General features: G+C 75.0%; 16 protein-coding genes and 1 riboswitch. Of the genes, 10 read left to right on the forward strand and 6 right to left on the reverse strand.

Going from position 1 to position 20,023, the window contains the following annotated elements; translation table 11 throughout:
* Positions 1-990 (forward strand): helix-turn-helix transcriptional regulator, encoded by a 990-nt coding sequence (locus ACIRPX_RS28240; RefSeq protein ID WP_404200252.1) that lies wholly within the window; start codon positions 1-3, stop codon positions 988-990.
* 5 nt (positions 991-995) lie between these two features.
* Here the strand turns inward: ACIRPX_RS28240 and ACIRPX_RS28245 are convergent, their stop codons facing one another.
* The 4 genes from ACIRPX_RS28245 to ACIRPX_RS28260 form a co-directional block, all read right to left on the reverse strand.
* On the reverse strand, positions 996-1,433 hold the full coding sequence (locus ACIRPX_RS28245) for a VOC family protein (RefSeq protein WP_404200254.1): 438 nt from the start codon (positions 1,431-1,433) through the stop codon (positions 996-998).
* A 92-nt stretch (positions 1,434-1,525) separates the two neighbouring features.
* Entirely contained in the window at positions 1,526-2,275 is a 750-nt protein-coding gene (locus ACIRPX_RS28250) for a LuxR C-terminal-related transcriptional regulator (RefSeq protein WP_404200454.1), read from the reverse strand.
* Positions 2,276-2,457: 182 nt separating this feature from the next.
* A complete protein-coding gene (locus tag ACIRPX_RS28255; protein ID WP_404200257.1) occupies positions 2,458-3,795 on the reverse strand; it encodes a C40 family peptidase in 1,338 nt (445 codons plus the stop codon).
* A 53-nt stretch (positions 3,796-3,848) separates the two neighbouring features.
* Positions 3,849-4,021: riboswitch (cyclic di-AMP (ydaO/yuaA leader) on the reverse strand.
* A gap of 212 nt (positions 4,022-4,233) precedes the next feature.
* Positions 4,234-4,638 (reverse strand): DUF5997 family protein, encoded by a 405-nt coding sequence (locus tag ACIRPX_RS28260; RefSeq protein ID WP_404200260.1) that lies wholly within the window; start codon positions 4,636-4,638, stop codon positions 4,234-4,236.
* An 82-nt stretch (positions 4,639-4,720) separates the two neighbouring features.
* On the opposite strand from ACIRPX_RS28260, the gene ACIRPX_RS28265 reads away from it, so the two are divergent.
* The 6 genes from ACIRPX_RS28265 to ACIRPX_RS28290 all read left to right on the forward strand — a co-directional run bounded on the left by ACIRPX_RS28265 (position 4,721) and on the right by ACIRPX_RS28290 (position 12,512).
* A complete protein-coding gene (locus tag ACIRPX_RS28265) occupies positions 4,721-5,494 on the forward strand; it encodes a LysR family substrate-binding domain-containing protein (protein WP_404200262.1) in 774 nt (257 codons plus the stop codon).
* A 72-nt stretch (positions 5,495-5,566) separates the two neighbouring features.
* Positions 5,567-6,406: a hypothetical protein gene (locus tag ACIRPX_RS28270; RefSeq protein ID WP_404200264.1), complete on the forward strand. Its 840-nt coding sequence runs from the start codon at positions 5,567-5,569 to the stop codon at positions 6,404-6,406.
* A 47-nt stretch (positions 6,407-6,453) separates the two neighbouring features.
* A complete protein-coding gene (locus ACIRPX_RS28275; protein WP_404200266.1) occupies positions 6,454-7,488 on the forward strand; it encodes a permease in 1,035 nt (344 codons plus the stop codon).
* Positions 7,485-8,213 carry a TIGR03943 family putative permease subunit gene (locus tag ACIRPX_RS28280; protein WP_404200269.1) on the forward strand — a complete coding sequence of 243 codons (729 nt, stop codon included), beginning with the start codon at positions 7,485-7,487 and terminating at the stop codon, positions 8,211-8,213. The genes ACIRPX_RS28275 and ACIRPX_RS28280 overlap by 4 nt, the downstream gene beginning before the upstream one ends.
* A gap of 204 nt (positions 8,214-8,417) precedes the next feature.
* Positions 8,418-11,018 (forward strand): ATP-binding protein, encoded by a 2,601-nt coding sequence (locus ACIRPX_RS28285; protein ID WP_404200271.1) that lies wholly within the window; start codon positions 8,418-8,420, stop codon positions 11,016-11,018.
* Between the two features lie 105 nt (positions 11,019-11,123).
* Positions 11,124-12,512 (forward strand): FAD-binding oxidoreductase, encoded by a 1,389-nt coding sequence (locus ACIRPX_RS28290; RefSeq protein WP_404200274.1) that lies wholly within the window; start codon positions 11,124-11,126, stop codon positions 12,510-12,512.
* A gap of 52 nt (positions 12,513-12,564) precedes the next feature.
* Here ACIRPX_RS28290 and ACIRPX_RS28295 read toward each other — a convergent pair whose 3' ends face one another.
* Positions 12,565-15,651 (reverse strand): carboxyl transferase domain-containing protein, encoded by a 3,087-nt coding sequence (locus ACIRPX_RS28295; RefSeq protein ID WP_404200277.1) that lies wholly within the window; start codon positions 15,649-15,651, stop codon positions 12,565-12,567.
* A 79-nt stretch (positions 15,652-15,730) separates the two neighbouring features.
* Between ACIRPX_RS28295 and ACIRPX_RS28300 the strand changes: the two genes are divergently transcribed.
* Positions 15,731-16,402, forward strand: a complete 672-nt coding sequence (locus tag ACIRPX_RS28300) for a TetR/AcrR family transcriptional regulator (protein WP_404200280.1) — start codon at positions 15,731-15,733, stop codon at positions 16,400-16,402.
* 109 nt (positions 16,403-16,511) lie between these two features.
* On the opposite strand, the gene ACIRPX_RS28305 is transcribed toward ACIRPX_RS28300, so the two are convergent.
* Complete coding sequence (locus tag ACIRPX_RS28305) at positions 16,512-16,988, reverse strand: Lrp/AsnC family transcriptional regulator (RefSeq protein WP_404200283.1); 477 nt, start codon at positions 16,986-16,988, stop codon at positions 16,512-16,514.
* 211 nt (positions 16,989-17,199) lie between these two features.
* Here ACIRPX_RS28305 and ACIRPX_RS28310 point away from each other — a divergent pair, with 211 nt between their 5' ends.
* Both ACIRPX_RS28310 and ACIRPX_RS28315 read left to right on the forward strand, forming a co-directional pair.
* Complete coding sequence (locus ACIRPX_RS28310; protein WP_404200286.1) at positions 17,200-18,690, forward strand: FUSC family protein; 1,491 nt, start codon at positions 17,200-17,202, stop codon at positions 18,688-18,690.
* A 232-nt stretch (positions 18,691-18,922) separates the two neighbouring features.
* Positions 18,923-19,957: a lactonase family protein gene (locus tag ACIRPX_RS28315; protein WP_404200289.1), complete on the forward strand. Its 1,035-nt coding sequence runs from the start codon at positions 18,923-18,925 to the stop codon at positions 19,955-19,957.
* Positions 19,958-20,023 lie beyond the last annotated feature (66 nt).

Below are 20,023 nucleotides of genomic sequence, written 5' to 3' on the forward strand. Positions count from 1 at the left end.
ATGCCCCGACCCACCGGCCGTGTACTGACACTCCTGGAACTGCTGCAGTCCGGCGGCACCCGGACGGTGGCCGAACTCGCCGACCGGCTCGGCGTCGAAGGGCGCACCGTGCGGCGGTACGTGAACCATCTGCTCGATCTGGACGTGCCGGTGGAATCGGTGCGCGGCCGCTACGGCGGATACCGGCTCGCCCCGGGTTACCGCCTGCCTCCGCTCATGCTCGGCGACGACGAGGCGCTCGCCGTGCTGCTCGGCCTGATCGCCGGCCGCCGGGCAGGCCTCACGACGGCGCAGCGCACGGCGAGCGAGACGGCATCGGCGAAGATCCGCCGGGTGCTGCCGCAGCACATCGCCCGCCGCCTGGACACGCTGACGGAGGCTCTCGCCTTCACGGATCAGCCCGGTGAGGCCGACACCCCGGACGCCGAGATCCTGCTCGCCGTCGCCGACGCGGTGCGCCACCGCCGGCCGGTCTCGATCCGCTACACCGACCGCGACGGGCGGCGCAGCGAACGCACCCTGCACGCCTACGGGGTCGTCGCCCACGGGGGTCGCTGGTACGTCACGGGCCTCGACGCGGGGATCGGCGAGGAGAGAACCCTCCGGCTCGATCGCATCGCCGACGCGCGGGCCCTGCCCGGCTCGTTCGAAACGCCCACCGGTCCCGATCCGGCACAGCGGGTGCTGACGGCCCTCGCCACGGCCGAGTACCGGCACGAGGTGACCTTGCGTATCCACGCGACGGCCGACCGGATCCGCGCCCACCTTCCCGCCGGCGTCGCGCGCCTGGAGGAGTGCGCGCCCGAGCCGGGTGCGGACCGGGCGAGCGAGCGCTGGCTGCGCGCCGAGCTCCGGGTGGAGCGGCTCGACTGGCTGCCCGGGGTCCTCGCCGCGCTCGACCGGCCGTTCGTCGTCGAGCGCCCCGACGCACTGCGCGACCTCGTCCTCGCGCTCGCCGACCGCCTCGCCACCCGCGCCCGCCGAACCTGACGGCGTCAGCCGCCCGGGACCGTCTGTCCGCCCCAGTCCTCCGGAGCGATGTCCCTGAGCGTCTCGGAGAACGTCCACCGGTGACCGGTCGGGTCCTCGGCCGTGTACTGGCGCTCCCCGTACTCGAAGTCCGTCGGCTCCATGACGATCCGCGCGCCGTGTGCCCGGGCCCGCGCGCAGTGGGCGCGCACGTCGGCCACCCGTACCGTCACCGAGTGCGTGACCTCGCCGGGGCGCGGGGGCCTGCGCTCCCCGTGCGTGTCCCCGACGATCACGGCGCCGTCCCCGAAGGCGAGTTGGGCGCGGTGCCCCTCACCGATCCGCACCTGTTCGACGAACCCGAAGGCCGCGTCGAGCCATGCGACCGCCGCGCGCACGTCCGGATAGACCAGGACGGGAATCACGGTCGACGCGGGGATGGAGCGGTTCGGCTTCAGGTTCATGACCGACTCCCCGGAGTCGCGGGTCGGCGGGCGGGTCGCCCGCCGGTCGTGCCAGGCTAGTGCTGTGGCCGGTCGGTGCGCACCGCCACCGCTCATGGCGTGGGGATCAGCCCCAGGCGCTGGGCGCGCAGCACCGTGCTGATGCGATCCCTGGTGCCGAGTTTGCGGTAGATCTTCTCGACGTGCTTGTGGACCGTACGGTCCGAGATGCCGAGCCGGCGGCCGATCGCGGCGGCTGTCAGCGCGTCCGCGAGCAGGAGCAGCACGGTCAGTTCGCGGGGCGTGAGCGGACAGTCCTCGGCCCGTTCCCGCGCGGGCTCCGGGACGGCCGACCGCTGCCAGCGTTCCAGGAGCCGCCGCTGCTCCTCGACCGCCGCCAGCAGGGGCTGCACCTGCTCGGCCGCGCGGACCTGGTCGTCGGTGAAGTCCGCACCGGAGCGGTAGACCATGCACCCGGTGATCGGCGTCGTCGTCCGGAGCAGCGGAATCGCCAGCACATGGTCCGCGTCCAGGACCTCGCCGAGCAGGCGCGCGGTCGGGCTCGCCGGCCAGGCGGACCCCGCGGTCCGGCGCGCGGTGCGGGGGGAGCGGTCGGGCCCGGCCGCGTAGTGGCGCGCGAACGGATAGCCCGCGCGCAGCAGGCCCAGCTCGTCCCGCGCGAGCCCGTCGAACGCGGCGGCGACGGCGGGCGGAACGCCCACCGTGCCCTCGGTCTCGTTCCAGTCGTCGAGCTTGTAGACCAGGGTCTCGCCGCCGCACACGGTGGGCAGGGCACTCGCCAGCAGCGGCCACAGCCGCCCGGGATCACGTTCGTTGAGCGCCGCGACGGCCACCGACAGCATGCGCTCGTGTGCCGAACCCCGCGCCAGTCCCACGTGCCTCTCCACTCGTCCGCCGCCTACGCAGTTGTACCCATACCGGCACCACCGTGCGCTGCCCGAGACTGCAACGGGCAACCGCGACGATCTCGGATGCTCCCACCGTGCGGGCCGCCGGAGCGGGGGGCCGGCGGCCCGCAGCACGGCTACGCGGGGCGCACGGCGATCCGCAGGGCCGCCTCGCCGGCGTTGTGGATCGACTCCTCGCGGATGACCGAACCGGGGCCGGGCGCATGGACCATCATGCCGTTGCCGGTGTACAGCCCGACATGGCTGAAGCTGTCGTGGAAGAAGACCAGATCTCCCGGGCGGCTCTCGGCGAGCGGGATCACCGTGCCGGTGCTCGCCTGCTCGGACGTGCTGCGCGGCAGCACCACCCCGGCGGCCTTCCACGCGGCCTGGGTGAGGCCGGCGTTGTCGTACGACTCCGGTCCGACCGCACCCCACAGGCACGGCCTGCCGATCTGCGCGCGGGCGAAGGCGACGGCCCGGTCGGCCTGGGTGCCGACGGGCGTCTCGACGGCGGGGATGCCGGTGTCGAGGACACTGGGCCGCGGTGTCCGCCACTCCTCGGCGGCGGGCACCCCGGTGTCCAGCACGCTGGGCTGCCGCAGCCGTATCCGCCACTCCTCCTCGGCCGTGGCCGCGCCCATGTCGGGCACGGTCGGCTGCCGCGTCCACCACTCCTCGGCGGCGGGCACCCCCGTGTCCAGCACGCTGGGCTGCTGCAGTCGCCACGCCTCCTCGGCCGCACGGCGGGACTGCTCCGCCGGGTCCTGCCATGCGGTGAGGGCCTGGGGCTGGGCGGCGGCGAGCGGAGCCACGGACGTCTGCCGGGCCGTGTAGCGGTACAGCAGGTCGCTGGCCGTCGCGATCTTGCGCTGGTTCGCCTGCTTGGAGCGGCGCAGCACCGTCTGCCTCGGCTCCGGCGGGGCCGCGGGCGGGGCCGAGCTCTCCTGGCGCTGGGCCGGCACGGCGGGCAGCGCGGCCGCCGGACCGGCCGTCAGCTCCGCGGCGGCACGTCCGCGGGACTCCGCGGCGGGCAGTTCGAGCACGGGCCGGGCGGGCGCCTCCAGCTCCCGGGCGGCACCGGCGGCCCGCGGCACGGGCGGGCGCTCGGGCTCCCTCGGGCGGGCCGGCGCACCGGGCCGGGCGGGCATCCGGTCGGCCGGCAGGGTCGCCGGCACCGTCGGGCCCAGGGACGAACGCGCCCCCTGGAACCACTGCCGGGCGATGGTGTCCAGCTCGGGATCCGAGGTCCGCCCACCGCCCGCGGGGGCGCCGCGGCCCCGGGACGCCGACTGCGCCCGGGTGATGTTGTGCAGGCCGGTGTCGCTCTCGGCCCGGTCGTACAGGCTGCTCACCCGTTGCCGGACGTCCTCGCGACTGGGGCCCTCGTCCCCCGTGACCGGTGCGGCGTCGGCGGTCTGCGAGAACAGGGCCACCGAGGTCAGGGCAGCGGTGGCGAGAGCGGAATTGCGCATGCCGGGGCCGGGGCCTCCGGGGCGCGACGATCGTTCCGGCGCCATGGGAGCCGTACTCCTTCCATCTCCGCCTACCGAGTTAGCTGTCGGGTTCGGGCGGTAGATCCGGAAGGTATGCCCTACGGCCCCTGCCCTGGTGGGCGGTCGGGCCGATTCACCCCATCGTTCGGTTGGGTCCCCGGCTCCGGCTGCCGCGCGGGCGCACCGGATTCGGCGGAGGCCGCACGTCCCGGCGGGGCGCCGGAGGAACTCGTGCGGCCTGCCGCCAAACTAGCCAACTTGTGCGGCTCGTGTGAAGGTTGAGGGGCGGAATGTCCGATACGCTTTTGTGACCTTCGTCGTGACGCTCCGTCAGATACGTGGTTCGTGCACACGGCGGGTGCGGAAGGCGACATTCCGTCGCGGACGGCCGGGGTTCGGCACGCGGACGGCGAGGGTTCAGGACCGGCCGGACTCGCTTCGGGCCGCACGCTCGGCGTCGCGCTTCTTGATCCGCGCGCCCTCCTTGCGGACCTCCGCCTGGGTCGCGCGCTCCTTCTGCAGCCACTCGGGCAGCTCCTGCTTCAGCGCCTCGATCTGCTCGGTGGTGAGCGCCTCGGTGACACCGCCGCGCGCGAGGCCCGCGATGGAGACGCCCAGCTTCGCCGCGACCACCGGACGGGGGTGCGGACCGTTGGCCCGCAGCTCGCGCAGCCACGCGGGCGGATCGGCCTGCAGCCGGTCGAGCTCGGCCCGCGAGACGGCACCCTCCCGGAACTCGGCGGGGGTGGCCTCGAGGTACACGCCCAGCTTCTTCGCCGCGGTCGCGGGCTTCATCGTCTGGGGGCTCTGGTGCGACTTCATGGGGCCAAGGGTATCGAGCGGGGGCGACGGCCCCGACCGCGGCCGGTGATCCGGCACCGGGCGCGGCCGGTAGCCTTGCAGCGTGACAGGCTCGGATGAATCCCCCACGTTCCGGCTCGCGTACGTCCCGGGGGCGACGCCCGCGAAGTGGGTGCGGATCTGGAACGAGCGCCTGCCCGAGATCCCGCTGGCCCTCGTCGCCGTACCGGCCGCCGAGGCGTCCGGCGTGCTGCGCGCCGGTGACGCCGACGCCGGGCTCGTCCGGCTGCCGGTCGACCGTGCGTACTTCAGCGCCATCCCCCTCTACACCGAGACGACGGTCGTCGTGGTCCCCAAGGACCACCTGATCACGGCCGTGGACGAGGTGACCCTGGACGACCTCGCGGACGAGGTCCTCCTCAACCCGCTGGACGACGTCTTCGCATGGGACCGGCCGCCGGGCGAGGCGGCCTTCGAGCGTCCCGCCACCACGGAGGACGCGGTCGAGCTCGTCGCCGCCGGCATCGGCCTCCTGATCGTCCCCCAGTCGCTGGCCCGCCTGCACCACCGCAGGGACCTCGTCCACCGGCCGGTCGTGGACGCTCCCCGCTCCGACGTCGCCCTGGCCTGGCCGGAGGAGGCCACCACCGACATGGTCGAGGACTTCATCGGCATCGTCCGCGGCCGCACGGTCAACAGCTCCCGGGGACGCAAGGCGGCCGCGCCCGAGCCGGCCGGGAAGTCCGGTGCGAAGTCCGGCGCGAAGGCCGGTGACCGGCGCACTTCCACCGGCGCAAAAACGGCGGGACGCAACCCCGGGGGCAAATCCGGCGTCTCCAAGGGCGCCAAGCGCAGGAAGCCCCGCCGCCGGGCATAGCCCTCGGGTGGAGTGGCGTGGCCCTGTGTCGCACGGGTCACCTGCACCCTCTCAGGGGGAGTCTTGCTTCGCATGGGGGAGCGCTGCGAGGACAGCGCTGTGGACGCGCTGCGTACCGACGAGGTGCGCGTCGGCCGGCCGCTCGCCGGCGCACCGGTGGCCGCCCCGGCTGGCCGCCGCGTGCGCGCGCGGCTGCGGGCCGCGGGGTGGCGCTCGGCGTCCTTCGCGGGACGCACGCTGCGCGGCGAGTGGTACGGCATCGTGGTCGATCCGGTACGGCAGCTCGTGCGGCGTGGGCTGTCCGCGCTGACGCTGGCCTTCGTGGCCGCCTTCGGCGTGATCTTCTTCCACGCGCTGGCGCAGCATCCCGCGGGCGCGGTGGCGGTGCGCATCCTCGGCGGCGTCAACGCCGACCTGCCGCTGTGGCTGGCCCTGCTGCGCACGCCGGTGTCCTTGTACGTGCCGGCCCTCGACCTGCCCGTGTGGGCCGGCATCACGCAGCTGTTCCTCGCCTTCGCGCTGGCCGAGCTCGTCCTCGGCCGGACCAGGACGCTCGTCGTCTCGTACGCGACCACTCTGGCCGGCACCCTCATGGTGCGCGTGATGATCGCGCTCGGAGCCGGGTGGGGCGGGCTGGGGCTGCCGCCCGGGGCCGGGCGGGTGCTGGACACCGGGCCGTCCGCCGCGGTCGTGGGCCTGTTCACCTACGTCGCCGTCGTGCGGCGCGCTCCCGTCCTCTTCGCGCTCACCAGCGGGTCCATGGTGTGGGAGTCGATCGCCGTGCCCAACCTGGCCGGCCGTGAGCACCTGATAGCGATAGGCGTCGCCATCGTGCTGGCACTGCACGGCCAATCCCGTTCCCGTTCCCGTTCATCGATCGGTCTCGGGCGGCGTGTGCGCTCCGTGAAGTAGGGAGATCTGGCTTATCTTCGCCACGAAATTCGACATCCGGAGTATCCATGCCCAAAACGGATGAACTGGTCGATGTGGCGGAGAAGGCGCCGATCGTCGCGCCTGCCCGCCCTCCGCGGCGCCGCCCCACCGTACGGCCCGTGCGTCTCGCCGTCGCCGCGGCGGTGATCCTCGCCGCAGTCCTCGCGCTCACCGGCATCGGCCGGCCGAACCCGCCCGCCGTCGCGGCCTGGCAGACCGTCTGCCTGGCCATCACCGTCCAGGCGCTGCCCTTCCTGCTCCTCGGCACGGTCCTGTCGGGGGCGATCAACGCCTTCGTGCCGGCCGACCTGTTCACCCGGATCCTGCCCCGGCGCCCCGCGCTCGCCGTCCCGGTGGCCGGCGTCGCGGGGGCCGTCCTGCCGGGCTGCGAGTGCGCCTCGGTGCCGGTCGCGAACAGCCTGATCCGGCGCGGCGTCACCCCGGCCGCGGCCTTCGCCTTCCTGCTGTCCGCCCCCGCGATCAACCCGATCGTGCTCGCCGCCACGGCGGTCGCCTTCCCGGGCGACCCCGCCATGGTCGCCGCCCGCCTGCTCGCGTCCCTCGGCACGTCCGCCGCGATGGGCTGGCTGTGGCTCTGGCTGGGGCGCGAGGAGTGGCTGCGGCGGAGCGTCCGGCACACGGGCCACCAGCCGGGGCACAGCCGCTGGACGGAGTTCCGCCTCGGCTTCGGCCACGACTTCCTGCAGGCCGGCGGGTTCCTGGTGCTGGGTGCCATGGCGGCCGCCACGTTCAACGTCGCCGTACCGCGCCCCGTCCTCGACGCCTTCTCCGGCTGGCCCTGGCTGTCCGTGCTCTTCCTGGCCGGGCTCGCCGTCCTGCTCGCGGTCTGCTCGGAGGCCGACGCCTTCGTCGCCGCCTCCTTCACCGGCTTCTCGCCGACCGCACGGCTGGCGTTCATGGTGGTCGGCCCGATGGTCGACCTGAAGCTGATCGCCCTTCAGGCGGGCACGTTCGGGCGCGGCTTCGCGCTCCGCTTCTCCACCGCGACCGCTCTCGTGGCCGTGGCCGCGAGCGTCCTGATCGGAGGCGCACTGCTGTGAGACGGCACCTCCAGGCCGCCCTGCTGGTCCTCACCGGCCTCGGCCTGCTGCACGCCTCGCTCTTCACCGACCTCTGCCTGCGCTACGTCAAGGAGGACCATCGTCCCCTCCTGATCGCCTCCGGCGCGCTGCTCGTGCTGCTGGGTGCGGCGGGAGCGGTCCTGGCCCGTACGGCCTCCGGGGGCGACGGGCACGCACACGGCCACGACCACGGCGCCGTCCCCCGCGTCGCCTGGCTGCTCCTCCTGCCCGTCCTGGGCCTGCTCCTGCACCCCCCGCCCGCCCTCGGCGCCTACACGGCCGCACGCACGCACGACCGGGCCGTCGAGCGGCAGCGGCACTTCGACCCGCTGCCCGCGACCGGCCCCCTGCCGATGACCCTCACGGATTTCACCGCCCGGGTCCAGCAGGACCCGACACAGGCGATCAGAAGCCGCGGCATCCGCATGAGCGGCTTCGTCACCCCGGCCGGCCGGGCCGGCGGCTGGTACCTGACCCGGATCGTGTTCACCTGCTGCGCCGCCGACTCCCAGTCGGTCAAGATCCGCATGTACGGCAGCCCCGCCCCACCCGCCGACACCTGGCTGGCCGTCGACGGAACCTGGCATCCCGCCGGCACCCTCGGCACGAAGACCGCCGTGGCGGCCCTGGACGTCCACCACACCGACCGCATCGCCCCACCGGTCAACGCCTCCACGGACGACCTCCCGCTCACGCCGTCCTGACGCGGCCCGCCGGGGGCCAACGCCCGCGAACCGCACGTCCTGGTCCGCGCCCAACGCCCCGGCCCCCTCGGCGCTCCGGGACCGTCCGGATCACCCTCCACGAGGCGGGGCGCCGAGCCGTGGCGTGCTCCGCGGGCGCGGGCCTGCGGCGGCGCGAGCGCGCTGCCACGGACAGGGCGGGCGGCCGGTGGCAGAATCGGCCACGTGGACCGGGGGATCCTCGAGCGCGAGCCCGAGCTGGCATTGCTGGCCACGGCCGCACGGGAGGCGGCGGCCGGGGCCGGGTCGGTGGTGCTCGTCTTCGGCGAGGCCGGAATCGGCAAGTCGAGCCTGGTGCGGGCCATGCCCGTCCGGCTTCCCGCGCAGGCGCGCGTCCTCGTCGGACAGTGCGACGACCTCGCCACCCGGCGGCCGCTCGGCCCCTTCCGCGACCTCGTCGGCAGCGTCGGCGCCGAACTGGCCGGGGCCGTCACCGGCGGCGGCGACCGGCAGCGCGTCTACGAGGCCCTGCGCGGCGAACTGGCCGTGACCCCGCACCCCGCGGTGCTCGTCGTCGAGGACGTGCACTGGGCCGACGAGGCGTCCCTGGACGCCCTGCGCTTCCTGGTGCGGCGCATGGAGCGGCTGCCCGCCCTGCTCGTGCTCACCTACCGCGACGACGAGCTCAGCCGCGGACACCCCCTGCGCCACCTGCTCGGCCAGGTCTCCCGCGCGCCCCGCGTGCACCGCCTGCCCCTGGCCCGGCTCTCCCTCGACGCGGTCCGCACCCTCAGCGGCGCCGACGGGCTCGACGCGGCCCAGGTGTACGCGGTGACGTCGGGGAACCCCTTCTTCGTCGCCGAGGTCGTCGCGGCCGGCGGCACCGGGGGAGTGCCCCCGACCGTCGTCGAGGCCGTCCTCGCCCGGCTGCGCGGCCTGGACCCGGCCACCGTGGACGCGCTGGAGCAGCTGGCCGTGGTCCCCTCATCGGTGGAACGTCCACTGGTCGATGCCCTGCTCCCGGCGGGAGTGGCCGTTCTCGCCCCGGCCGAGCAGCGCGGCCTGCTGGCCGTGACACCGGGGCGGGTGGCGTTCCGGCACGAGCTGATCCGGCGCGCGGTCGTCGACCCGGTGCCCACCGCCCGGCGCATCGAGCTCAACCGCACCGTCCTCGCGGCCCTCGTCGCCCGCCCCGGCTCCGACGCCGCGCGCATCGTCCACCACGCGGCGCAGGCCGGCGACCAGGACGCCATCGCCCGCTACGGGCCCGACGCGGCCCGCGACGCCGCCTCGGCCGGCGCCCACCGCGAGGCCGCCGCCCAGCTCGGCCTCGTCCTGCAGCAGCGCTACCGCTACGCCCCGCCCGACCTCGCCGACCTGCTCGAACGCTATGCCGTGGAGAGCTACACCATCGCCGACTCGGCCGCCGCCGTCGCCGCCCAGCGCGAGGCCGTCGCCCTGCGCCGCTCACTCGGCGACATCCCCGCCCTCGGCGCGGACCTGCGCTGGCTCTCGCGCATCCACTGGTGGGCCGGCCACGCGGACGAGGCCCAGTACGCCGCCCGCGAGGCCGTGACCGTCCTGGAGCACGCCGGCGACGACCGGCTGCTGGCGCTCGCGGTCAGCAACATCGCCCAGCTGCGGATGCTCTCCGACCGCTACCCCGAGGCCGTCGCACACGCCGAGCGCGCGATCACCCTGGCGCGCAAGACCGAGGACACGGCGATTCTCTCGCACGCCCTCAACAACGTCGGCACCGCCCGCTGGCGCGCCGGCGACCCCGGCGGGCGCAAACAGCTGGAGGAGAGCCTCGACGTGGCCCTGGCCGCCGGCGAGGTCGAGCACGCCTGCCGCGCCTACGCCAACCTCATCTGGACCCTGCTCGACCACCTCCAGTACACCGAGGCCGACCGCTATCTGCCCCCGGCCATGGACCTCGCCGAGCGGGCCGAGCACCTCGGTTTCCTGACCTACCTCCACGTCGAACTGGCCATACGCCGGCTCGCCGCCGCCGACTGGGAAGGCGCCGAACGGCACGCCGAGTTCGGCATCCACGACTTCCTGCCCGCACGCTCCCCGGCCCTGACCGTCCTGGCCCGGGTGCGCGTCCGCACCGGCCGCCCGGGCGCCGGTGATCTCCTCGCCGAGGCCCAGGAGATCGCCGTGCGCACCCGGGAGCTCCAGCGGACCGGCCCCGTCGCGGCCGCGCTCGCGGAGGCCGCCTGGCTGCGCGGCGACCACGCCGCCGTCGCCGGGGCCGTCGCCCCCGTGCACGCCCAGGCCCGCCACCTGACCGGCGTCCCCTACCGCGCCGAGCTCGGCTACTGGCTCACCCGGGCCGGCCACCCGGTCCCGCTCGAGGACTGCGACCATCCGTACGCGCTCCAGGCCCGCGGCCACTGGCGCGAGGCGGCGGCGCTGTGGCAGGCGGCCGGCTGCCCCTACGAGCACGCCGCCGCGGTCGCGGAGAGCCCGCATCCCGCCGACAAGATCGAGGCGCTCGCCGCGCTCGACGCCCTCGGCGCCGAACCGCTGGCCCGGCTGATCCGCGCCGACCTGCGCCGGCTGGGCGTCAAGCGCATCCCGCGCGGCCCCGTCGCCGCGACCCGCGGCAACCCGGCCGGTCTCACCGAACGCCAGCTCCAGGTCATGCGGCTGCTCGCGCGGGGCCTGACCAACGCCGAGATCGCCGCCCGGCTCGTGGTGTCCGTGCGGACCGTCGACAACCACGTCCGCGCGGTGCTGGACAAGCTGGACGCGCCCACCCGCCGCCACGTCGCCGACCGCGCGGCGGAGCTGGGGCTCCTTCCCGACCGCGAAACGTAGGTAACCGGCGGGCCCGAGCTAGGTGACGGCCACGGATGCCGGTACCGGCGCAACACGAGTAGAACGTGCAGATCGGCCCGTCTCCTACCAAACGGGGGATATCGCATGTCCAGCACACCCGCACAGGCCGCCCGCAGTGAGCTCTCCGGACTCAACGGGGAGCTGATCGGACCCGAGGACGCAGGCTACGACAAGGCCCGCGCCGTCTACAACGCCATGATCGACCGGCGCCCCGCGCTCGTCGTACGCTGCGGCGACGCCGATGCCGTCGCCCGTGTGATCGGCTTCGCCCGCGCCCACGACCTGCCGCTCGCCGTCCGCGGAGGCGGTCACCACGGTGCCGGGATGGGTACCGTGGACGACGGAGTGGTCGCCGACCTCTCCCCTCTCAAGGACGTCCAGGTCGACCCGGCGGCCCGCACCGTCCGCGTCGGCGGAGGCTGCGTGTGGGGCGAGGTGGACCGCGCCACCAACCCGCACGGCCTCGCCACACCCAGCGGCATCGTCTCCACCACCGGCGTCGGCGGTATCGCGACCGGCGGCGGACTCGGCCACCTCACCCGCAAGTGCGGCCTGACCATCGACAACATGCTCTCCGCCGACGTCGTCCTCGCCGACGGCCGCCAGGTGCGCGCGAGCGCCGACGAGAACACCGACCTGTTCTGGGCGATCCGCGGCGGCGGCGGCAACTTCGGCGTCGCCACCTCCTTCGAGTTCCGGCTGCACGAGGTCGGCACGGTCGTCGCCGGGCCCACCTTCTGGCCCGTCGAGATCAGCGCCGAAGTCCTCACCGCCTACCGGGACTTCCTGCCGAACGCGCCCCGCGAGCTCAACGCCTTCTTCCTCCACGGCACCGTCCCGCCCGCCCCGCCGTTCCCCGAGGAGATCCAGCTGCGCAAGACGGCCGGCGTCGTCTGGTGCTACACGGGCAGCGACCCCGAGGCCGCCGCCCGCGAGATGGCCCCGCTGCTCGACGCGCTGCCGGAGCCCATGCTGCACTTCACCGCCCCGATGCCGCACCCGGACCTGCAGTCCATGTTCGACGGGCTCTACCCGCCAGGTCACCAGTGGTACTGGCGTGCCGACTTCGTCGACGAGATCCCCGACGAGGCCGTCGACCTCCACGCCAAGTTCGGCGCCGAGGTCCCCACCGTCCAGTCGACCATGCACCTCTACCCGATCGACGGAGCCGCCCACGACGTCGGCCCCGAGGAGACCCCCTGGGGCTACCGCGGCGCCCGCTGGTCGGCCGTCTACGCAGGCGTCGACCCCGACCCGGCCAACGCCGAGCTGATCAAGCGGTGGGCGGTCGACTACTCCGAGGCCCTGCACCCGTACACGGCGGGCGGCGCCTACGTGAACATGATGATGGACGAGGGCCAGGAACGCGTCCGCGCCAGCTACGGCCCCAACTACCAGCGGCTGGCCCGGATCAAGGCCGAACTCGACCCGGACAACGTCTTCCGCCTCAACCAGAACATCCGGCCCAGCTGACGGGCCCGCGCGGGCCGCGGCCGTCGACCGGCCGCCGGAGAAGGCGCCTTGCTCACCAGGTGTCGATGAACGGGCGGTGCCCCGGGCGGGGCAGGGGGCACCGCTCCAGAGCCGCGACCACCCAGTCCCGCGACCCGGCCGGGTCGATGACCGCGTCGATCTCCAGCGCGGCCGCCGCGTTGACCGCCTTCCCGTGTTCGTACAACTCGGCGACCCGCTCCTCGAAGACACGGGCACGCTCGGCCGGGTCCGCGACCGCCTCCAACTCCTTGCGGTGGCCGAGCCGGACCGCGCCCTCCAGGCCCATTCCGCCGAACTCGCCGCTCGGCCAGGCGGCCGTGGCCAGCGGAGCCCGCGTCGAGCCGCCCATCATGGCCATCGCCCCCAGCCCGTACGCCTTGCGCAGCACCAGACTCACCAGCGGCACCCGCAGGTTGGCGCCGGTCACGAAGAGCCGGGCGAAGTGCCTTACGGTGGCGGTCCGTTCGGCCTCCGGGCCGACCATGAACCCAGGGGTGTCGCACAGCGAGACCACCGGCAGCCCGAAGGCGTCGCACAGCTGCAGGAAGCGGGCCGCCTTGTCGGCCGCGTCCCGGTCGATCGCCCCGCCCAGATGCGCCGGATTGCTCGCGAGCAGCCCCAGCGGCCGCCCCTCGACGCGCACCAGACACGTCAGGACGCCGGCCCCGAACCCGGGCCGCAGCTCCAGCACCGACCCCGCGTCCGCGAACCCCGCGACGGCCGTCCGCATGTCGTACGCCCGCCGCCGGTTCTCCGGCACCACCTGCCGCAGCAGCCGCCGGTCCGGCGCCTCCCAACTGCCCCGCGCACCCTGGAAGTAGGACAGGTACCGCCGCGCGGCCCGCACCGCCTCCGCCTCGTCGGCGACGGCGATGTCCACCACCCCGTTGGGCACCTGCACCGACAGCGGCCCCACCTCCTCGGGCCGGTACACCCCGAGCCCGCCGCCCTCGATCATCGCGGGCCCGCCCATCCCGATCGTCGCCTCCGGCGTGGCGATCACCACGTCGCAGCAGCCGAGCAGCGCCGCATTGCCCGCGAAGCACCGCCCGGAGGCGATGCCGACCAGGGGGACGAGCCCGCTGAGCCGCCCCATCCGCTGAAAGGTCGTCACGTCGAGCCCCGCCACCGACGTGGTGTCGGTGTCGCCGGGCCGCCCGCCGCCGCCCTCCGCGAACAGCACGACGGGCAGCCGCCGTTCCTCCGCGATCTCCAGCATCCGGTCGGTCTTGCGGTGACTCTGCAGCCCCTGGGTGCCGGCCAGGACGGTGTAGTCGTACGACATCGCCACACACGGCTCGCCGCCGATCCGCCCGGTGCCGCAGACCAGGCCGTCCGCCGGTGTCGAGCGGATCAGGTCGTCCAGCGGGCGGCGCCGGCGCTGGGCGGCGATCGCCAGGGCGCCGAACTCGGTGAAGGAGTCCGCGTCGCACAGGTCCCCGATGTTCTCGCGGGCGGTGCGCCGGCCGAGCGCGTGCCGCCTGGCGACCACCTCCGGCCGGTGCTCGTCCAGCCCGAAGGAGTGGCGGCGCACGGCCTCGGCGAGGTCCGGGCGCACGGCGTCCGGGTCGGCCGGTTCCGCCTCGGGCCGGTCCTCGTGCGCGCCGGTCACGCCGTCCAGGACGGCCAACGCCGCGTCCTCGCGCACTGTTTGACCCACGCGTGCGTGCAGCAGCCGCACCACTCCGGCGCCGGGTGCCCGCACCACGTGCTCCATCTTCATGGCCTCCAGCACCAGCAACTGCTGCCCCGCGCGCACCGGTTCACCGGGGGAGACGTCCACGGAGACGACGGTGCCGCCGAGCGGCGCGAGGACCGTGCCGTCCGCCCCCGCGGCCTCGGGTGCGCCGGCCTGCTCGATCGCCTCGGCACGCGCCCAGAACCCCGGCCGTCCGAGAACGTCCCGCAGCAGGGGAATTCCGGTCCGCACCCCTTCCACGCCGAACTCCTCCAGCGCCCGCCGCACCCGTGTGACCGCCGCCTCCACCCCGCCGTGCGGGACGTGCGCGATCACCTTCGCGAGCAGCGGGTCGTACCGCGCCCCGACGTCAATGCCCGCCCGCACGGCCGTGTCGACCCGCACCCCGGGCCCGGTCGGCAGGTCGAAGCGGGTGATCCGCCCGGTGGAAACGGCGTTGACCCGCGCCTGCACCGCGAACCCGCGCGGCGGCGCGGGCGGTCCCGACAGCCCGAGCTCCGCCAGCGTGGCCCCCGCGGCAAGCCGCAGCTGCACGGCGACCAGGTCCAGGCCCGTCACCTCCTCGGTGACCGTGTGCTCCACCTGGAGGCGGGGGTTGGCCTCGATGAAGTGGAACCGGTCGTCCAGGACCAGGAACTCGAAGGTGACCAGGCTCGAACAGCGCGCGGCCCGCGCCAGCCGCAGCGCACTGCCGAGGAGCTCCTCCCGCACGGCGTCCGGGAGTCCGGGCGCGGGCGCGATCTCGATCAGCTTCTGATGGCGCCGCTGGGCACTGCAGTCCCGGTCCCACAGATGCGTGACGGCTCCCGTGCCGTCCCCGACGACCTGCACCTCCACGTGCCGGGCACCCTCCAGCAGCCGTTCCGCGTACAACTCACCCCGGCCGAAGCCCTGTTCGGCCTCCGAGGCGCACCGCTCCCACGCCTCGTCCAGCTCCTCCGCCCGCCGCACGACCCGCATGCCCCGCCCGCCGCCCCCGCCGACGGCCTTGACCATCATCGGGCCCCCGGCGAGGAACGCCCGCGCCTCCTCCCGCCCGCCGTGCGCCCCCGGCAGCACCGGAACGCCCGTGGCCAGGGCGAGTTCACGGGCCCGCACCTTGTCCCCGAAGACGTCCAGCACCTCCGGTGCCGGCCCGACGAAGGTGACACCGGCGGCCAGGCACCGCCGCGCGAAGTCCGCGTCCTCGCTCAGGAAGCCGTAACCGGGATGCAGGAAGGCACAGCCGGCCGCGGACGCGGCGTCGATCAGGGCGTCCGCGTCGAGGTAGCCGGCCAGCGGAACGGCCTCGTCGGCCATGCGGACATGCGCGTCGTCGTCGCCGGCGTACACCGCGACCGACCGCAGCCCGGCCTCGGACACGGCCCGCAGAAGGCGTACGGCGATCTCTCCGCGGTTGGCGACGAGTACGGCAGTCATGCGTGGACCTCTCCAGGACGACGGCGACCGGCCCCGCCATGCTCATTGACATTGACGTCAACGTCAATACGCTGCCCGTATGGCACGCACGCACAAGGGCTGGGCGGTGCGCACCGCCCGCGACCGCACCGAGGCCCCGGCCCGCGCCCGGCTCCTGGACGCGGCCGAGGCGGTGTTCGCGCGGCGCGGACTCGGCCCGGCCACCGTCGCCGACATCACCGCCCGCGCCGAGGTCTCCCGGGCGGGCTTCTACGTGTACTTCGCCTCCAAGGAGGAGATCTTCCGCGTCCTCGCGGTGCGCGTACGGGACGCGTTCCTCGCCGCTCAGGAGGTGCCGGGCGTGGACGGCGACGACACGCGCGCCGTCGCCGAGGCGTCCGTCGGCGCCTTCATCGCCGCCTGCGCCCGCCACCAGCCGCTGCTCGTCCTGCTGGAGCAGCAGGCCCGCACCGACCCGGACGTACGGCGGCTGTGGGAGGAGATCCGCGAACGGCCCGTCCGCCGCCACGCCCGCTACATCCGCCGCCTCGCCGACCGCGGAGAGGCGTCCCCGGTCGTGGCACCGCTCGCCGTGGCGCGCGCGGTGGGCGGCATGTGCGCCGAGTTCGCCCGCAAGGTCGCGGCGCGGCCCGACACGTACGACGCCGCCGTACGCGACGTGACCACCATGTACCTGCACCTGCTCGGCACCGGCACGCCCCGGACGGCGGGGGATCGGGCGGAGCGGGCCGAGCGCACGGGCCGGTCGTAGGCGCCGCGCGCCGTGAACTCCTTCCGCCGGCCGCGCAGCAGCAGGTCCGGGGCGGCGGACCCGGGAGCGCCGGCCGGTTCGGGCACGGCGCCCTCAGGCCGCGCGGAGGTCATGCGCGGGCCGTGCGGCCGATCGACTCGACCAGCGGGAGCAGCCGGTGCGGGACGCGCTCGCGCAGGGCCACCTCGGAGCGGGTGCGCACGACGCCGGGCAGGCTGATCAGCTTCTGGATCACGTCCTCCAGGTGCTCGTTGTCGCGGGCCACGACCCGGGTCAGCAGATCGCCGCCGCCCGTGATCGAGAACGCCTCGACGATCTCCGGCACCGCGGCCAGCGCGTCCCCCACGTCGTCCAGATGCCCCTGGGTGACCTCGATGTGCACGAACGCGAGCACCGGGTGTCCCAGCGCGGCGGGCGAGAGCGTCGGGCCCGTTCCCGTGATCACGCCCTCGCGCTCCAGCCGGTCGAGCCGGGCCTGCAGGGTGCCGCGGGCGACGCCCAGGATGCGGGCGTACTCGCGCACGCTGGTACGCGGCCGCCGCATCAGCAGCCGCAGGATGCGGGTGTCGAGCTCGTCGACGGCCATGGCGTCGGGCCTCCTCCTGTGCGCCCCCGTCCGGGTGTGGGCCGATGGCACGTCCGTGGACCCTCCCGGGCCGACCTCACTGTGCCATTGGCCCAGCATAGGTCAGCCCGCTTGAGCCAGCGGCAGCCGAGATGCTGCAATGGAGCAGTCGATGGCGCTGCGGATCTCCGCGGCGCCTTTTCCATGTCGTGGTCCGAGAGGCGGGGAGCAGTTGCTGAAGAGGGTGTTCGTGGCTCCGGACCCGGGGCGGACACGGCTGCGTTTCGCCGGCCGTGCCGTGCTCGGCATCGGCCTCGCGGCCGTCGTCTGCGGCCTGGCCGGCCTCGCCCTCGTCGGCACCGTCATCGGCGGTCTGGCCGCCCTGCTCGCCCTGTTCACCGTCACCGACACCACGGTCCGCGGACAGGCCGTCACCACGGCGCTGCTGCCCGCCGTCGGTCTGCCGGTGCTCGCCGCCGCGGCCGTCCTGCACGACGTCCCGGTGGTCCGCGACCTCACCTTCCTCGCGCTCACCGGGGCCGGCGTGTACGCCCGCCGCTGGGGCCCGCGCGGCCACAGCCTCGGCGTGTTCGCGTTCATGACCTTCTTCATGGCGCAGTTCCTGCGCGCGACCCCCGACCGGCTGCCCGAGCTGTACGCCGCCGTCGTGCTGTCCCTGCTCACCACCTCGGCCGTGCGCTTCGGCCTGTGGTGCTACGAGGCCCAGCTGCCTCCGGCGCCCGTGCCCGCACCGCCGGCCGGCGGCGGCCTCGCCCGGATCACCACGCGCCAGGCCGTCCAGGTCACCGCCGGCGCGGGCTTCGCCCTGGTCGTGGGCCAGCTGGTGTCCGGACAGCGCTGGTACTGGGCCGTCGGCGCCACCTGGTGGGTGTTCGTGAACACCACCTCGCGCGGCGAGACGCTGGTCCGCGGCTTCCGCCGGGTCCTCGGCACGGTGATCGGCATCGGGCTGGGCGTGCTGATCGCCGTCCCCCTGCACGCGGCGGCACTCCCCTCGGCCGCCCTCCTCGCCGCCTGCGTCTTCGGCATCTTCTACTCGGCCGCCGTGTCCTACACCTGGATGATGCTCTGCGTCACGCTGCTCGCCGAGCTCCTCTACGGCCTGCTGGGTGTGCTCAGCCCGGGGCTGCTGGCCCTGCGCCTGGCGGAGACCGGCGTCGGCGCGCTCGGCGCCGCGCTGGCGGTCCTCTTCGTCCTGCCCGTCACCACGCACGCCGTCACGCACGACTGGATCCGGCGGGCGCTGCGCTGCGTCCACGCGTGCACGGCGGAGGCGGCCGCCCGGCTGGCCGGCTCCGCCGACGCGGACCCCGCGCGCCGGATCGCCGAACTGGAGCTGCTGCTCGGCCGCGTCCGGATGTCGGTCGCGCCCCTGGTCCACCCGCTCAACCCGATGCTCGGCCGCAAGCGGCGCGCCCGCCAGGTCCTTGCCCTGCTGGACGACTGCGCCCGCGAGACCCGCGGCCTGGTCGCCGTGGCCGCCGACCCGGAGGCTTCCCACGACGCCCGCCTGGCCACCGCCTGCTGGCGCGTGGAGGCGGCGGTCGAGGCCCTGACCGGCGGCGGCGACCACGTCACGTCCACCTCCCAGGCTCCCGAGACGGAGCCCGCCCTGGCCCACCTGCACGGTCTGGAACGCGCCCTCGCGCAATTGGCGACACCGCTGCGCACACCGCCGGGCTCACCGCTCGTCGGCGCGTGACGCCGTCCGGCGGCCCACGGCCGTGCTGCGCGGGCCGGGGGCGCCCTCGCGGGCCGGGCTGACGCCCCTGTGCCCGCCGTCGCGCCCGCCTGCCGCCGGCGCGTGATGCCGTCCGGCGGGCCGCGGTCGGGCCCCAGGGGCTTAGGCCCCGGCCGATCCTGGGGCGTGGTCTAGACCGCGAATGATCGACTGCTAACGTCGCCCGGAGGCACAGGAGCGAGAGGGGACAGCGGTGACAGACGGCGGTGGGCGGCGACAGCGGGCCTTCATCGGATCGTTCACGGCGGCCGGCGGCCCGGGGATCGTGACGGCGGCCGTGTCCGCCGGCAGCGGCGCGCTGACCGCCCTGAGCCGGGTGGACTCCGTACCGGACCCGTCCTACCTGGCGCTGGCGCCCGGCGGGCGGATCCTCTACGCGGTCAGCGAGACCGCCGAGGGCGCGGTGGCCGCGTTCCGGGTGACGGGGGAGCGCCCGGTCAAGGCCGGGACGCCCGTGCCCGTCGGCGGCGACAGCCCCACGCATCTGAGCGTCCACGACGGTCACGTCCTGACCGCCAACTACGGCTCCGGCAGTGTCACCGCCGTGCCCGTCCGCGCCGACGGCACCCTCACGGGCGCCGGGTCCGACGTCCTGCGGCACAAGGGCTCGGGCCCGCACACCCTGCGCCAGCAGGGGCCGCACGCCCACCAGGTGCAGCCGGACCCCAGCGGCCGCTGGATCGTCAGCGTCGACCTCGGCACGGACTCGGTCCGGGTCTGCACCCTGGCCGGGGGCCGCCTCGAGGTCCGCCGGGAGGTCGCCCTGCGCGCCGGTTCCGGCCCACGCCACCTGGCCTTCCACCCGGACGGCACCCGCGCGTACGTCCTCGGCGAACTGGCGCCGACCGTCACCGTCTGCCGCTGGGACGCCGCCGCCGGCCTCCTGGAACCGCTCTCCGTCGGGCACGTGCTGCCCGGCGCCCCGTCCGGCGACGCCTACCCCTCCGGCATCGTCGTCTCCCCCGACGGCCGCTTCGTGTGGACCGCCACCCGCGGCGAGGACGTCCTGTCCACCTTCGCCGTCGAGGGCGAGGAACTGCGGCTGGTGGGCACGGTGCCCTGCGGCGGTCACTGGCCCCGCGCGCTCGCCGAGTCCGGCGGATTCCTCTACGTCGCCAACGAGCGCTCGGGCGAGGTGGCCTGGTTCGCCGTCGACCCGGACACGGGCCTGCCGCGCTACGAGGGCGCGCTCGGCGTACCCGCCGCGTCCTGCGTGGTCTTCGGCTGACCTCCGCGGCGACAGGCGGCGCGCACGCGCGAGGGCCCGCTCCTGGACGGGGAGCGGGCCCTCGCG

The sequence above is a fragment of the Streptomyces sp. NPDC101225 genome (assembly GCF_044767585.1).
Classification (GTDB): domain Bacteria; phylum Actinomycetota; class Actinomycetes; order Streptomycetales; family Streptomycetaceae; genus Streptomyces.

Bases quoted from the DNA above. Each gene is read 5' to 3' on its own strand.
- ACIRPX_RS28255 (WP_404200257.1), bottom strand. From the start codon at position 3,795: ATGCGCAATTCCGCTCTCGCCACCGCTGCCCTGACCTCGGTGGCCCTG.
- ACIRPX_RS28300 (WP_404200280.1), top strand. From the start codon at position 15,731: ATGGCACGCACGCACAAGGGCTGGGCGGTGCGCACCGCCCGCGACCGC.
- ACIRPX_RS28270 (WP_404200264.1), top strand. From the start codon at position 5,567: ATGGGGGAGCGCTGCGAGGACAGCGCTGTGGACGCGCTGCGTACCGAC.
- ACIRPX_RS28240 (WP_404200252.1), top strand. From the start codon at position 1: ATGCCCCGACCCACCGGCCGTGTACTGACACTCCTGGAACTGCTGCAG.
- ACIRPX_RS28290 (WP_404200274.1), top strand. From the start codon at position 11,124: ATGTCCAGCACACCCGCACAGGCCGCCCGCAGTGAGCTCTCCGGACTC.
- ACIRPX_RS28260 (WP_404200260.1), bottom strand. From the start codon at position 4,638: ATGAAGTCGCACCAGAGCCCCCAGACGATGAAGCCCGCGACCGCGGCG.
- ACIRPX_RS28295 (WP_404200277.1), bottom strand. From the start codon at position 15,651: ATGACTGCCGTACTCGTCGCCAACCGCGGAGAGATCGCCGTACGCCTT.
- ACIRPX_RS28305 (WP_404200283.1), bottom strand. From the start codon at position 16,988: ATGGCCGTCGACGAGCTCGACACCCGCATCCTGCGGCTGCTGATGCGG.
- ACIRPX_RS28245 (WP_404200254.1), bottom strand. From the start codon at position 1,433: ATGAACCTGAAGCCGAACCGCTCCATCCCCGCGTCGACCGTGATTCCC.
- ACIRPX_RS28250 (WP_404200454.1), bottom strand. From the start codon at position 2,275: ATGCTGTCGGTGGCCGTCGCGGCGCTCAACGAACGTGATCCCGGGCGG.
- ACIRPX_RS28275 (WP_404200266.1), top strand. From the start codon at position 6,454: ATGCCCAAAACGGATGAACTGGTCGATGTGGCGGAGAAGGCGCCGATC.